Source organism: Terribacillus halophilus (assembly GCF_900101385.1).
Lineage (GTDB): Bacteria > Bacillota > Bacilli > Bacillales > Amphibacillaceae > Terribacillus > Terribacillus halophilus.
In genome coordinates this window covers 353,885-368,422 of the sequence record NZ_FMZB01000003.1, presented here as the reverse complement: position 1 = coordinate 368,422, position 14,538 = coordinate 353,885, and the positions used below count along the sequence as shown (strand labels likewise).

General features: G+C 45.4%; 13 protein-coding genes. 12 read left to right on the top strand and 1 reads right to left on the bottom strand.

What is annotated here, in order from left to right:
• Nucleotides 1-148 precede the first annotated feature (148 nt).
• The 3 genes from cbpB to BLQ53_RS07900 all read left to right on the top strand — a co-directional run bounded on the left by cbpB (nt 149) and on the right by BLQ53_RS07900 (nt 2,608).
• On the top strand, nt 149-622 hold the full coding sequence (gene cbpB, locus BLQ53_RS07910; protein WP_093726750.1) for a cyclic-di-AMP-binding protein CbpB: 474 nt from the start codon (nt 149-151) through the stop codon (nt 620-622).
• Nucleotides 623-726: 104 nt separating this feature from the next.
• Nucleotides 727-1,440, top strand: coding sequence for a 2,3,4,5-tetrahydropyridine-2,6-dicarboxylate N-acetyltransferase (gene dapD / locus BLQ53_RS07905; protein ID WP_093726749.1), 714 nt, complete (start codon nt 727-729; stop codon nt 1,438-1,440).
• Between the two features lie 55 nt (nt 1,441-1,495).
• Nucleotides 1,496-2,608, top strand: coding sequence for an N-acetyldiaminopimelate deacetylase (locus BLQ53_RS07900; protein ID WP_093726748.1), 1,113 nt, complete (start codon nt 1,496-1,498; stop codon nt 2,606-2,608).
• A gap of 14 nt (nt 2,609-2,622) precedes the next feature.
• Here the strand turns inward: BLQ53_RS07900 and BLQ53_RS07895 are convergent, their stop codons facing one another.
• On the bottom strand, nt 2,623-3,477 hold the full coding sequence (locus BLQ53_RS07895; RefSeq protein ID WP_093726747.1) for a mechanosensitive ion channel family protein: 855 nt from the start codon (nt 3,475-3,477) through the stop codon (nt 2,623-2,625).
• A gap of 125 nt (nt 3,478-3,602) precedes the next feature.
• On the opposite strand from BLQ53_RS07895, the gene BLQ53_RS07890 reads away from it, so the two are divergent.
• The 9 genes from BLQ53_RS07890 to BLQ53_RS07850 all read left to right on the top strand — a co-directional run bounded on the left by BLQ53_RS07890 (nt 3,603) and on the right by BLQ53_RS07850 (nt 14,537).
• Nucleotides 3,603-4,154: a peroxiredoxin gene (locus BLQ53_RS07890; RefSeq protein WP_244499288.1), complete on the top strand. Its 552-nt coding sequence runs from the start codon at nt 3,603-3,605 to the stop codon at nt 4,152-4,154.
• Entirely contained in the window at nt 4,151-4,582 is a 432-nt protein-coding gene (locus BLQ53_RS07885; RefSeq protein WP_093726745.1) for a TlpA disulfide reductase family protein, read from the top strand. The genes BLQ53_RS07890 and BLQ53_RS07885 overlap by 4 nt, the downstream gene beginning before the upstream one ends.
• A gap of 60 nt (nt 4,583-4,642) precedes the next feature.
• Nucleotides 4,643-5,812: an alanyl-tRNA editing protein gene (locus tag BLQ53_RS07880; RefSeq protein WP_170829612.1), complete on the top strand. Its 1,170-nt coding sequence runs from the start codon at nt 4,643-4,645 to the stop codon at nt 5,810-5,812.
• Nucleotides 5,813-5,934: 122 nt separating this feature from the next.
• On the top strand, nt 5,935-7,689 hold the full coding sequence (locus tag BLQ53_RS07875; protein WP_093726743.1) for an ABC transporter ATP-binding protein: 1,755 nt from the start codon (nt 5,935-5,937) through the stop codon (nt 7,687-7,689).
• Between the two features lie 11 nt (nt 7,690-7,700).
• A complete protein-coding gene (locus BLQ53_RS07870; protein WP_093726742.1) occupies nt 7,701-9,521 on the top strand; it encodes an ABC transporter ATP-binding protein in 1,821 nt (606 codons plus the stop codon).
• A gap of 105 nt (nt 9,522-9,626) precedes the next feature.
• Nucleotides 9,627-10,982, top strand: coding sequence for a cytochrome ubiquinol oxidase subunit I (locus tag BLQ53_RS07865; protein WP_244499287.1), 1,356 nt, complete (start codon nt 9,627-9,629; stop codon nt 10,980-10,982).
• Entirely contained in the window at nt 10,979-11,992 is a 1,014-nt protein-coding gene (locus tag BLQ53_RS07860) for a cytochrome d ubiquinol oxidase subunit II (protein WP_093726741.1), read from the top strand. Before BLQ53_RS07865 ends, BLQ53_RS07860 begins: the two co-directional genes overlap by 4 nt.
• A gap of 60 nt (nt 11,993-12,052) precedes the next feature.
• The gene (locus BLQ53_RS07855) at nt 12,053-12,715 is read left to right on the top strand and encodes a potassium channel family protein (protein ID WP_093726740.1); all 663 of its coding nucleotides are present in this window, start codon (nt 12,053-12,055) and stop codon (nt 12,713-12,715) included.
• Nucleotides 12,716-12,812: 97 nt separating this feature from the next.
• Complete coding sequence (locus BLQ53_RS07850) at nt 12,813-14,537, top strand: pyruvate oxidase (RefSeq protein WP_244499286.1); 1,725 nt, start codon at nt 12,813-12,815, stop codon at nt 14,535-14,537.
• Nucleotide 14,538 lies beyond the last annotated feature (1 nt).

The window sequence follows — 14,538 nt, the reverse complement described above, 5'->3', positions numbered from 1 at the left end:
AGTCAATCCTGGAAATATTTTATGGTGCAGATGCCCAAATGTGACGCTTTGCGGACATTGTCGAAATTGGTAGCCAAGAAGGGTATGTGGTAAACTGGAAATGGTGATTGACCTCCTTCTACTGCATGCTGACAAAAGGAGAGATCGAATGGCAAAATTAGAGTTGCAGGAACTCACCGGAATCACGGTGGAGGACTTGATGATCGAGTCAGAAAAAGTCGCTCATGTCCAACTGAATAACCCGCTGGAGCACGCATTGCTTGTGCTTGTCAAATCAGGTTATTCTGTCATTCCCGTACTTGATCACATGTACAGGTTGAAAGGCATGATCTCAAAAACAGCAATCCTGAATGAAGTGCTTGGCATGGAAAGATTCGAAATGGAGAAGTTATCCGAGTTGAAGGTGTCGGGAACAATGTTGACGGATGTGCCTGTATTGAAGAAATCCGATACTTTCTTGACAGCATTGAAAGCTGTTGTGAATCAGGCTTTCCTTTGCGTACTTGATGATGAGGGATATTTCGAAGGGATCCTGACTCGGCGGGCGATACTCAAAAAGATGAACAGATACTTGCATGAACAGGTTCATTATCATCCTACCGCTGATAAGACCAATGTCTAAGGCATATATTTCCCGGCAAGAGTAAAGCATGCCCCAAAAAGCTTGTTGATTAGTAAAAGTTTTGATAAAGTAGTTCCATACGTTGTACATAGGAGGCAAAAACCGTGAAAATGATGGACGCAAATGAAATCATCTCTTTCATTTCGAATAGTAAAAAATCTACACCAGTTAAAGTATACGTGAAAGGAAAAGGCTTGGACACACTAACTTATCCAGAAAGTGTCAAAGCTTTCCCGGAAACGAACACAGCAGTTCTATTCGGCGAATGGAGCGAATTGGAAGGCTTTTTGAAAGATACAGCTGCAATTGAGGATTACGTCATCGAGAATGACCGTCGTAATTCCGCAATTCCGCTTTTGGACATGAAGGGAATCAATGCCCGCATCGAGCCCGGCGTTGTCATCCGTGACCAAGTGGAAATCGGCGATGGTGCTGTCATTATGATGGGGGCTTCCATCAATATTGGTTCTGTCATCGGTGAAGGTACGATGATTGATATGAACGTGGTAATGGGCGGCCGCGCAACAGTAGGAAAAAACTGCCACATCGGTGCAGGTACTGTCTTGGCAGGTGTTATCGAGCCGCCATCCGCTAAACCGGTCGTAATCGAGGATGATGTTGTCATCGGTGCGAATGTTGTAGTATTGGAAGGCGTTACAGTAGGTAAAGGTGCGATCGTTGCTGCGGGCGCAATCGTCACGGAAGATGTTGCTCCGAACACACTGGTTGGCGGGACACCAGCTCGTGTATTGAAGAAAATCGATGACCAGACAAAATCCAAGACAGAGATTCGTCAGGAACTTCGTAAATTGAACTAACAAAAAAAGGAGCAGCTGCTGCTCCTTTTTTTATTATCAGATAGCAGGTGATTGTATGGAAGATACATTGATCAACATCAGGCGGGATCTGCATCGTATACCGGAGCTTGGATTCCAGGAAGAAAAAACGCAGGCGTATTTATTGGAATATATCCGTAATCTGCCTCAGGAACACTTGAATATCAAATTGTGGCGAACTGGTATCATTGTGAAAGTCACCGGTTCCATCGGATCGAAAACGATTGCCTACCGTACTGACATTGATGGACTGCCGATCACGGAAGCGACTGGTCTGCCCTATGAGTCAGAACATAAAGGCCATATGCACGCCTGTGGTCATGATTTGCATATGACAATCGCTTTAGGTGCATTGACAGCATGTGCCAAAGACCAGCCTGATCAGCATATCATTTTCATTTTCCAGCCTGCTGAGGAAGGTCCTGGCGGGGCTCTGCCGCTTATGCAAAGTGGTATTTTAAAAGAATGGTGGCCGGATGAAATATTCGCGCTCCATATCGCTCCTGAGCTGCCTGTCGGGACTGTCTCCTCCAGAGCAGGGTTATTGTTCGCCAATACGAGTGAACTGTTTATCGATTTCAAAGGAAAAGGTGGACATGCTGCATATCCGCATTTGACTCGGGATATGGTAGTGGCGGCGAGTACCTTCGTAACAAATATGCAAGGGATCGTTGCCCGGAACTTGGACCCACTCCAAAGTGCTGTCATTACGATTGGAAAGATGGAAAGCGGCTTCGTTCAAAACACCATTGCGGAAACAGCTCGTCTGGAAGGAACGATCCGGACGATGGATCCCGACGCTATTGCATTGGTAAAACAGCATATCGAGCAGCAGGCAAGTGGCTTTGAAATCAGCCATGACTGTGAAATCAATATCGATTATGGCTCTAATTATTACCAAGTATTCAATGACAGAGACAAAGTCGAAGTATTCCAGGGAGCGCTGGGTAAGACTTCTTTGACGTTTAAAGAAGCTGCACCTGCCATGACTGGGGAGGACTTCGGATATATGCTGAAGGAAATCCCAGGATTCATGTTTTGGTTAGGAGTCGACTCCCCCTATGGCTTGCACCACAGCAAGCTGCAGCCAGATGAACAAGCACTATCGTATGGAGTCGAAGCGGTCTTAGCTTATATCAATCAAGCATAACAAAAGCGCAAAGCTCATTGCTTTGCGCTTTCTTCTTTTCGCTGAAGAAAGACCTGATGTGGGTAAGGAATATCGATTCCTTCTCTGTCGAAGGCTTCTTTGATTGCTTTCTTCATATCGCGTTCTGCCCCGTATTGTTCATTATTGGCTGTATGGCCGATGATTCGTAAGGTAACTTCTGAAGCTCCCAGTGCTTCCACACCGATGACATCCGGTCCTTCACGGAAGCGTTCGTCTTGCTGGAACGTCTCACATATTTCCTGCAAGACGCGCAGTGCATGATCGATATTATCTTCATAGCTGATACCGATGTCGACCATTGCACGCATATTGCCGCGGGAATGGTTGCTGATTCCATTGATATTACGATTTGGAATGAAATTCAATGTGCCATCGAAGCTTCGAACCTGCGTCGTCCGCAGTCCGACTTCCTCGACCACTCCATTATAGCCGGATGTAGTGACGACATCGCCAACTTCGATTTGTCGCTCCAGCAGGATGAAGAATCCAGTCACCACATCACTCACAAGTCCTTGGGCACCGAATCCGATGGCAAGTCCGATGATACCAGCACCTGCAATCAGCGGGCCGATCTGGATATGGAAAGCACCGAAAATCATGACAATCAGCAGGAATATCAGAGTGTATCCATATGTATTGATAAGCAGCTTCTCCAGCGTTTTCATTCTGCTTGTCGATATACGCTGTTTAGAGCTTGCTTTATTCAAGCTGGTGCTGATCAGTTTTTTCCCAACGGCTCGTAGGATGAAGTAACCAATGATGATAAGCAGCAACTGCAAACCGATCGATACAGCTTTTTCTATCAAACCATCGTAGTTGTATTGTAGTCCGTCTGTTAGAAAGTTCATAGTCGGTCTCCTTTTTCGATTTACTGCTTTTGAAAAGATACCCTGATTGAGCTGTAATGAAACGTTCTGTAACAAATGCCGCTGTTAAGCATATAGTGACACAGTATAAAAGGAGGGGAGAGCCCGTGATCGGCAATGTTGCACCACAGTTTGAGCTGCCGGCCGTCTTGCCTGATGGAAAGACAGCTGTAATCAGATTGAAACAGAAGATGGAAGCGAAAAAATGGCTGGTGCTCTTTTTTTATCCTCGTGATTTCAGCACAGTTTGTCCAACTGAATTGAATGATTTAGCAGATAGGATTGATGAAGTGCGCGAATTGGATGCGGAGGTAGTTGCTATTTCAACTGATAGTCTCCTTTCACATGCCGATTGGCAGAAGATACCTCGTGAGCATAATGGTATTCAGCACATCAGTTATCCGCTGGCTTCGGATTTTACAGGTAATGTGTCCCAGGCTTACGGTGTACTTGATAGTAAAAGCTATACTTCTGTCCGCGCAACGATAATAGTAAATCCCCAAGGTGAAATTTGTTATTATCTAATGCACGCAGATTTGGTGGGGCGGGATACATCGGAATTGCTGCGTGTTTTGGAGGCGTTGCAGACAGGGGAAGCATGTGGTGTGAATTGGCACCCTGGTGATGAACTGCTTCCAAAGGAGGATGCATCTTCATGATACCCCAACTCCCGGATGCAATTGACCAGCAAGGGACAAATTGGCTTTATCCACCCGATACCAAAGCTGGAGGACGACCGCTCATCATTTATTTTTGGTCTGTGAGCTGCACTATATGTAAGGAAAAACTCCCTCTATTGCTGGACTATGCAAGATATGAAGGGCAGTTCTTCGATATCGTACTGGTCCATGTCCCCCGTTCAACTGCCGATTTGGATGAACAATTGATAAATGATTACGTGCTTGACAATGGCATAGAACTTCCCGTCTATTTGGATCAAAGGCATCAGATGAAGAATAGATTCAGAGTGCAGAAACTGCCGAGCATTGTTTTGCTCGATAGGAAAGGAAGGATTCGTCATATACAATCCGGCGGAAACTTCACAACATTGCTGATCAATCAGCTGGACGCTTTAAAATACAGCTAGCATGCTTCCTGCTGTGATTCATGGTAAGCTTGCTCTATCAGATAGTAAAGGATGATTGATATGAGCAAGCTGCTATACAGAGAAGACGCATTCCGTAAAGTCTGGAAGACTGAAATCGAGGATACATATGAAAAAAATGGGCTTTATTTTGTTTCACTGAAAGAAACGGCATTTTACCCGGGCGGAGGCGGCCAGCCAGCAGATCAAGGGACAATTGCCGAATTGGATGTAAGAGCTGTGGAAAGCAAGGAAGGCGTGCCGTATTACGGTCTGGAATCAAAAGTAGAAGGAGAGGTCGACTGCCAGATTGATTGGGCGTATCGCTTCGATCTCATGCAGCAGCACACTGGACAACATTTGCTCTCTGCCGCTTTTCGTTTGGTTTCTGGCAGGGAGACAATTGGTTTTCATCTAGGGAAAGAAGATGTCACAATCGATTTGCTCGGAGATAAATTAACGGAGGATGAGCTGACTTCTGTGGAGCAGAAAGTGAACGAACTAATTTATGAGGATCGGCTGATAACCAGTTACTATGTGACCGCTGCCGAGCTAGCTGAATTGCCCGTCGTCAAGCAGCCGCATGTCACAGAAGACGTGAGGATCGTTGAAATCGATGGAGTAGAATACAATCCTTGCGGCGGAACGCATACAGCATCCACTGGTCAAATCGGAATGATCAAAATACTCAAAACGGAGAAACAAAAACAGGGGCAGCGTATTTATTTCCAATGCGGGAAACGTGCTTTGGAAACCACCAGGGAGATGTTCAGCATCATGGATCAAGTCGCGGGCCAATTCCAGACGAGCAGTAAAGATGTTCTGCCGCGATTGAAAAAGCAATCAACTGATTTACAATCAGCTGTCAAAAGGGCAGAGGAGCTGGAAAAACAGCTGGAGGAATTGGAGTTACGGGAGCTTATCCAAACGGAAGCAAGCATGGTAGTTCGTTCTTATGAAGGAAAAAACGTCAAAGCACTACAGCGTATGGCAGCAAAGCTGCTGGAAGCAGGCAAGGATTTTGTCATGCTTTCAGATCAACAGGTACAAAAGCTGGTAGTCTCCCATAATCTTGAAGACTTTCATTGCGGAAATTTATTCTCTTCGTCTCTATCCGAATTTGGAGGAAAGGGTGGCGGCAGCGTACGGACTGCCCAGGCAAGCTTCCAAAGAAGAGAGGATCTGGAACGGTTTATGCGGTTCCTGCAAGAACATTACCAGAGCATCGTATAAACGATGCTTTTTTTATGTTTTGAATTCAAACTTTTTTAAATAATCGTTAATTTACCTCTGGTAAATTAGTTCGGAACCCGATATATTAGAACATGCGACTATTTGAAGAGGGGGAGAAGGGTTTGCGTATTTTCCAGAAATTAAAGGAATTCTACTGGCCTTACCGGCGAAATTTTTACTTGTCGCTTCTATTCATTGCGATAGTGACAGCCGCCACGGTAGTCTATCCTATCGTATTGCAAATTACGATTGATGACGTCGTTTTGGGGAATCAGTACGGACTAATTCCAATCATCTCGGCTGGATTCATCGTTTTGATGCTCTTAAAGGGGATAGCCAATTTCCTGCAGCAGTATCTTGGCGATTTATTCGGTGTTCAAACTGTTTTCAAGATGAGAAATAGTCTATACAAAAAATTGCAGCGGCTAAGTTTTACGTATTATGATAATGCGCGCACGGGTGATCTGATGTCCAGGTTGACTGCTGATGTGGAAGGAATTCGCTTTTTCCTTTCAGCGGGTATAGGGCAATTCCTGCGTGTTGTACTGCTGATCGTGATCAGTCTGGCTGTCATGTTCGCATACTCCGTTCCGCTTGCGCTTGTTACAATGGTTTCCATGCCCTTTTTGGCTGTGGTCGTCTATCGCTTCGATAAGCTTGTCCATCCTGCTTTTCGCAGCATAAGAACGTCGCTGGGAGTACTCAATACACGTGTACAGGAAAACATCAGCGGGATGAATACAGTAAAATCGTTAGCAAGAGAAGAATTTGAGATTGATCGTTTTACAGATAACAACTCCACCTATAGAGATAACTACATTTTCACTTCAAAAGTATGGGCAAAGTTCTTTCCCCTCATGGAACTGATCGGAAACATATGTATGGTCGTCCTCATTTCCTATGGAGGGTATCTGGTCATTTCCGGACAACTTGAACTTGGTGCATTGGTTGCATTCTTCAGCCTGGTTTCCTATATCCTTGGTCCGCTCGCGAACCTTGGTTTCATTATCAATATGTTCTCGCAAGCAAAAGCATCCGGTGAAAGGCTCCTGGAAGTCCTGGAAGCAAAAGAAGATATCGGGCAGCAGGAACATCCAATCAACACAAAACAAATCAGCGGACATGTAACGTTTGATCAAGTCACACTTCGATATGTAAAAGACGATGATCTGGCCTTGAAGGATATCAGCTTCGATGCACCGCCAGGGAAGATCATCGGTCTTGTCGGCGGCACGGGATCGGGGAAGACGAGTATCACGCAGTTGATGACCCGTTTTTATGAACCTACTTCAGGGAGTGTCTACATAGATGGCATTCCTGTACAAGATTATGATTTAAGGGTTCTGAGACAGCATATTGGTTTTGTGCTGCAGGAGGCATTCCTTTTTTCGACGACAATCAAAGAGAATATTGCATACGGTAACCCAGATACTGTCAGTTTCGAGCAAATCGTAGATGCGGCCAAGCGCGCGCAAGCCCATGATTTCATCATGGAGCTGCCAGATCAATACGATACGATGCTTGGTGAACGCGGAATGGGTCTGTCCGGAGGGCAGAAGCAGAGAATCGCAATCGCGAGGGCACTGCTGATCGATCCGAGCATCTTGATTCTGGATGATGCTACAAGCGCTGTTGATATGCAGACGGAAGTGAAGATTCAACAGGCATTGAAAGAAGTGATGAAAAATCGTACGACATTCATCATTGCCCATCGCATATCGTCTGTTAAACATGCCGATGAAATACTTGTGCTCCATGAAGGGGAGGTTGCCGAACGAGGAACACATGAATTCCTGCTGCAAAATGGCGGCTTATACCAGCGTATCTACGAAATCCAGTATCAAGATCAAAAAGCGATCATGCGTTCAGCACAGTAAGGAGGGAGCTCATGGAAAATCTGCAATACAATAAAAAACGGCATACGAATCGATTCCATTATTCACAAGATCAAGTGATGGAAAAGCCATTCGACTGGGCTCAAATCAGACGGTTGCTTGGGTTTATGAAACCGTATAGCAAAACCTTGCTGCCGGGGTCCATAGTGACGATGCTGCTGTCCACGATCATCCGGCTGCTCATACCGATTTTAATCGGTAAAGTGGCGATTGATATGGCAATCGCATCCGGGGATATCCGTTTCCTAATTTATTTGGTAGCAGGAATCGGGGGTTTGTATGTGCTGAACTATGCGGCCAATATACTGCGGATCAAATGGGTCAATATCCTTGGACAGCATGTGATCTATGACTTGCGAAAAACGCTGTTCCGTCATATCCAGCATCTGTCACATCGTTTCTTTGATACTCGGTCTGCTGGTTCGATTCTTGTACGGGTACTAAATGATATCAACTCGTTGCAGGAGCTGTTCACGAATGGAATCATCAACTTGCTGACCGATTCTGTCATGCTGATCGGTATCATCGGGATATTGTTCTTCTTAAGTCCCCAGTTGGCCATTGCGGTACTCGTCATCCTGCCTTTCATGTTCTTCATTTCAACAAAACTGAGGCAAAGCATCAGGCGGTCTTGGCAGCAAGTGAGGATGCAGAAATCCCGCATGAATTCGCATCTGAATGAAGCAATCCAGGGAATCCGGGTGACACAGTCTTACGCGCAGGAGCCAGAGAACACGGATTATTTTGAAGCACTTAACCGAGATAACTATGAAAGTGAAAGAATTGCCACAAAAAAGAGTGCGTATTTCGGTCCTTTCGTAGAGATGAGCAATGCAATCGGGACAGTCATCCTCATTGCTTATGGAGCACATTTGATCTTAACGGATCAAATCGAGATTGGTACATTCGTTACCTTTGCTTTCTTCTTGGGCATGTTTTGGGAACCAATTTCACGATTGGGGCAGATCTATAATCAGCTGCTCGTCGCAATGGCATCCTCAGAGCGTATCTTCGAGTTTTTGGATGAGGAACCGAATGTGGAGACTCGGAAGGATGCAAAGCCGTTACCAAGAATTACAGGAGATATCCGATTCGAAAAGGTTGTGTTCGCCTATAATCAAGATCGGATTGCACTCCATGAGATCGACTTGCATATGAAAGCCGGACAGACGGTGGCACTTGTCGGTCATACAGGTTCGGGAAAATCGACTATCGCTAATCTGATCAGCCGTTTTTACGATCCCACATCCGGTTCTGTCCAGATTGATGGAGAGGATTTACGTGATGTCAGGCTCCAGGATGTAAGGGAGCAAATCAGTGTCGTCCTGCAGGATACATTCATCTTCTCTGGGACCATCATGGAGAATATCCGTTTTGGCAACCCGGAAGCAACTGACGAGCAAGTGATGGATGCAGCGCGTATTGTCGGAGCGGATGATTTCATCAGCCGCTTGGCTGATGGTTATGAGACGGAGGTCGAGGAGCGCGGTAATATCCTCTCGGCAGGAGAGAGGCAGCTGCTGTCTTTTGCACGGACCATGCTTGCCGATCCGCGGATCATCATCCTCGATGAGGCGACTGCCAGCATTGATACAGAAACAGAGCTGAAGATTCAGCATGCATTGAAAACCTTATTGCAAGGACGCACAGCCATTATGATCGCACACCGTCTTTCGACCATAAGGGAAGCCGATAATATCATTGTATTGGAACAAGGATGTATTTTGGAGCAAGGCAGCCACGAGTCGTTGATGGATAGGAAAGGTAAGTATTACGAACTGGTAAAGACACAATTTCAATCCGACGAAAAATGACAAAGAGCGTATCTCATCGGGGATACGCTCTTTGTTTTGGGTATTTTTTATTTCTTTGGGCATAACAAGAGGAGCGATTATCTATACAGAAAGCAGGGATACATTTTGTTCGCTTACGATAGTGTAATTTTAGCGCGGATGCTTACCTCTATGACGCTTGTTTTCCATATTATCTTTGCGACAATAGGTGCTGGTGTTCCATTATTGATATGCGCAGCGGAATATGTAGGTATCCGCAAGCGAGATCCCAAATATGTCTTGCTGGCCAGGAGATGGACAAGAGGCTATGTCATCATCGTCGCGGTTGGTGTGGTAACCGGGACTGCAATTGGTCTGCAGCTGTTTTTGCTCTGGCCGACTTTCATGCAGATTGCCGGCCACGTAATTGGATTACCGTTATTCATGGAAACCTTCGCATTCTTCTTTGAAGCGATTTTCCTGGGGGCGTATATTTATACTTGGGATCGATTCAAGGGAAGGTATACACATTGGTATCTTTCGCTTCCAGTTGTCATAGGCGGAGGAATGAGTGCCGTTTTCATTACTACTGTAAATGCCTTTATGAATACTCCGCAAGGCTTCACCTTGGACGGGCGTACCATTACGTCGGTTGATCCGATAATGGCGATGCTGAATCCTGCCACACCTTCGAAGGTATTTCATGTACTCACTTCGTCCTACATGACATCCGGGGCTATTCTCGCAGCCATTACAGCATTTTTCATCTTGAAATATGGAAACAATACGTACTATAAGAAAGCGCTCAAGCTGACCATGATCATCACGCTGATCTTTTCCATCTTCACGGCAATTGCCGGTGATACTTCTGCAAAATTTTTAGCAAATTATCAGCCGGAAAAGCTGGCAGCTGCTGAGTGGCATTTCAAAACAGAAAAAGGCGCGGATTTAATCCTGTTCGGCAGGCTGACGGAGGATAATGAAATCCAAGGGGCCATTCATCTTCCAAAGCTGCTAAGCTTCTTATCTTTTGGGGATTTCAACAGCGAGGTTACCGGTCTGGATAAAGTGGATGCAGATCTTATACCGCCGTTATGGATACATTATATGTTTGATTTGATGGTTATTTTTGGAGCTTTCGGTATATTGATCAGCATGTTATTTATTGTATTCATGTTTTGGAAAAAACGAGACCAGTATAATAAGTGGCTGCTTAGGGCGATTGTAGTGAATGCACCGCTTGCCATGCTGGCGATTGAATTTGGATGGATTTTTGCGGAAGTGGGACGTCAGCCTTGGATTTTGCGGGGGTATATGCGTGTTGCGGAAGGAGCAATCTCATCACCATATGTCCATTATGTATTTGCCGCATTTTTAATCCTCTACGTATTACTGGGTACATTCGTGACGCTGGTTCTTGTCAGGCTTTATAAAAAGAATCCGATCCAAAAAGAGTGGGAAATGCGCTTTCCCGATACGTTATTTGGAGGTGATCAAAAATGAGTTACGAAATATTGGGGCTATCAGCACTTTGGTTTTTCCTGTTCGCTTATTTAATCATCGCATCCATTGACTTCGGGGCGGGCTTTTTCGCTTATTATGCTTTGCAGACAAAGAAAGATCACATCCTGAATCGGCTGATTGCCAGATACCTATCCCCAGTGTGGGAAATTACGAATGTATTCTTTATATTCTTCTTCTATGGTCTGGCTTTCTTCTTCCCGGATGCTGGATACTATTTTGGGTCTGCCATGCTGATACCTGGTTCGATCGTTTTGTTATTGATTGGTATTCGCGGCTCTTTTTACGCCTTTGAGAATTATGGTTCAAGGAAAAGTAAACTATATACCTTCCTCTATGGGGCCAGCGGATTGTTCATTCCTGCAGCGATTGCCACTGGTTTGACGATATCCGAGGGAGGGTTTTTGCGTCATGAAAATGGCAGTGTCTATTTACGCTACAAAGAATTGCTGACCAACCCTTTTTCTTGGGCGGTTGTCTTTTTGGCCGTTGTATCCGTACTTTATATCAGCGCCCATTTCTTGACGTATTACGCGAATAAAGCTGGTGACGAGCCTGCACGCAAATTGCTCCGTTCTTATGCACTTTTCTGGGCTGCTCCGCAAATCATCGCCAGCTTGACAGCATTCATCTTTATCAGCAGACAGAATCCAGCGCATTATAACAACATGCTGGACCTTTGGTGGATGTTCGGGCTTTCTGTATTGTTCTTTTTGATTGGTATCTATTTGGTATACAGGGAAAGCCATTATGGCCTTTCGTTCATTTGTGTCATGCTGCAGTTTTTCTTTGCACTCTTGGGGTATGGTATCGGCCATATGCCGTACTTGCTGTACAACGAAATTCAGGTAACGGCAGATGCAACATTACCGGCAATGGGTACGGCTTTGTTGATTGCATTTGCCGGGGGGCTTCTCATGCTGATTCCATCCCTGATTCTAGTGATGCGGATGTTCTTGTTCGATGCTGAATATGTAAAAGGAAAGAAATGATACAACCTCAACTGTTTGTGATAGACTAAGATTAGTTTATGAAATAGTGGAGGAAGTAAGATGAAGAGAGAATTTGCCGTAATCGGATTGGGCCGCTTCGGCGGGAGCATCTGCATGGAATTGAGCCGGGAAGGATTCAACGTACTGGCAATCGATATGGAAGAAGACAAAGTGAATGAATTCCGCAATATCGCTTCCCATGCCATAATTGCCGATACAACGGATGAACAGGTATTGAAGGAAATAGGAATCCGAAACATCGAGCATGTGATTGTCGCCATCGGGGAAAATATCCAAGCCAGTATCTTGACGACAATAATGCTAAAAGAACTAGGTATCAAGAAAATAACCGTCAAAGCCCAAAATGATTATCATGAAAAAGTGTTGAGCAAAATCGGAGCTGATCACGTTGTCCATCCAGAACGTGATATGGGGAGAAGGATTGCCCATAAGATTATCAGCAACAACATTCTCGATTACTTGGAACTGAGTGATGAACATAGTATCGTTGAAGTGCAAGCCGGGAAGAAAATGGCTGGCAAGACCCTCATAGATCTTGACATCCGCGCGGCTTTTGGCTGTAACGTCGTGGCCATCAAACAAGCAAATGAGATTAATGTGAGTCCTTCGCCGGATGCGGAGCTCAACTCGGAAGACATATTGATTGTCATTGGTGCAGATCGTGACTTGGGTCGTTTTGAGCGTGCCATTGCCGATGATTGAATTAAAAACCCAAACAGATTTTAGCTGTTTGGGTTTTTTTGTCGTTAAAAAAGGTTACATACAAAAGGAGGATAAATTAGAAACGGGAGATGGTAACGTGTTTGAAAGAAGAACAGGAGAAGTATTGGCTGATCAACTGATCGACTGGGGTGCGGATCATGTGTACGGTATACCAGGCGATTCCGTGAATGAGTTCATCAGTGACTTACATAAGAAGGAGGATGAGTTGCAGTTCATCCAAGTCCGTCACGAGGAGGCAGGTGCACTTGCAGCAGCTGCTTATGCCAAGCTAACCGGAAAGCTTGGGGTTTGCTTGTCGATTGCAGGGCCTGGAGCGGTCCACCTTCTGAATGGATTGTATGATGCACGCGAAGACAAGGCGCCAGTTCTCGCCATTGTCGGGCAAGTGCCTTCCAACGAGCTGGGAACAGGTGCTTTCCAGGAAGTGAAGCTTGAGCAGATGTTTGAGGATGTAGCTGTATTCAACGAAAGGGCAGAATCATTCGAACAGCTGCCGGATTTGTTGAATCAAGCGATACGTGAAGCTTATGCCAACTCCGGAGTGAGTGTCTTGGTCGTTTCGGATGATTTATTTGCACAGAAGCATCCAGAGAAACCTGGTAAGACGTCAGCTAACTATGCCAAACCTAGGATTGCTCCGGCCAAGCAGGATCTCCAGGAAGCAGTGAAACTGATCAACCAGGCGAAAAAACCGATCATCTTAGCAGGTAAAGGAGCAAAGCACGCCCGTACGGAGCTGCTTACATTTGCTGAGCATATTGAATCTCCGATTATCCTGAGTCTGCTTGGCAAGGGTATCATTCCGGATCATCACAGCTATAATTTAGGGCAGCACGGGCAGATTGGAACAACACCTTCCTATGAAGCGATCAATGAAGCGGACTTGTTGCTGCTTGTAGGTACGAGCTTCCCGTATCGTACGTTTTTGCCGGATAATCTGCCTGCTATCCAGATTGATAATAGGCCAAGTACGATCGGGAGCATTTATCCAGTAGAAGTGGGCTTACCCGGAGATAGCAAGGAAGTGCTCCAGGAACTGACCGAATTAACGGAAGAAAAACAGGATACGGCTTATGTGGAAAAGTACCAAGAGAAAATGAAGGACTGGCACACACAGCTGCAAATACAGAAGAAGAGGGAAGAATCCCCTATACAGCCGCCGCAAATCATGTATGCCCTGGAAAACAATATGGATAAGGATGCGGTCATTTCCTGTGATGTAGGAAATGTGACAGTTTGGACAACGAGATATCTGCCTTTGACCCAGCAGGACTTTGTCGTATCGGGACGCCTGGCAACAATGGGCTGCGGGCTGCCTGGTGCAATCGCATCAAAGTTGGCATATCCAGATAAGCAATCGATCGCAATTTGCGGGGATGGCGGCTTTAGTATGAATATGCAGGATTTTGTCACAGCGGTAAAATACGACTTGCCGGTGAAAGTGATTGTGTTAAATAACAGTCAGCTTGGCTTGATCAAGTTTGAACAAGCAACAATCGGTGCCTCCAACTATGGAATTGATATGGGAGAAATGAATTTCGCTCAATTCGGTCAATCTTGCGGTGGTGAGGGTTATCGGGTTGAAAAATTCGAAGACTTGGAAACAAGCATCAAGCAAGCATTCCTCTCTGATAAACCTGCGATAATTGATGTAGTGATTGAGGATATGGCGCCGCTGCCAGGGAAGATATCCTACCAGCAGGCTGTGAAGTATACAGAATATCTGATCAAAGAGTTCTTCTCTACCGGGAAAATAGAGCTTCCGAATATGAAGGAGTCAGTCAAACGTTTATTGAAATAAG

Excerpts from the sequence above, each read along its gene's own strand:
- BLQ53_RS07895 (WP_093726747.1), bottom strand. The coding sequence starts at position 3,477 with ATGAACTTTCTAACAGACGGACTACAATACAACTACGATGGTTTGATA.
- BLQ53_RS07885 (WP_093726745.1), top strand. The coding sequence starts at position 4,151 with ATGATACCCCAACTCCCGGATGCAATTGACCAGCAAGGGACAAATTGG.
- BLQ53_RS07900 (WP_093726748.1), top strand. The coding sequence starts at position 1,496 with ATGGAAGATACATTGATCAACATCAGGCGGGATCTGCATCGTATACCG.
- BLQ53_RS07855 (WP_093726740.1), top strand. The coding sequence starts at position 12,053 with ATGAAGAGAGAATTTGCCGTAATCGGATTGGGCCGCTTCGGCGGGAGC.
- BLQ53_RS07860 (WP_093726741.1), top strand. The coding sequence starts at position 10,979 with ATGAGTTACGAAATATTGGGGCTATCAGCACTTTGGTTTTTCCTGTTC.
- cbpB (WP_093726750.1), top strand. The coding sequence starts at position 149 with ATGGCAAAATTAGAGTTGCAGGAACTCACCGGAATCACGGTGGAGGAC.
- BLQ53_RS07870 (WP_093726742.1), top strand. The coding sequence starts at position 7,701 with ATGGAAAATCTGCAATACAATAAAAAACGGCATACGAATCGATTCCAT.
- BLQ53_RS07880 (WP_170829612.1), top strand. The coding sequence starts at position 4,643 with ATGAGCAAGCTGCTATACAGAGAAGACGCATTCCGTAAAGTCTGGAAG.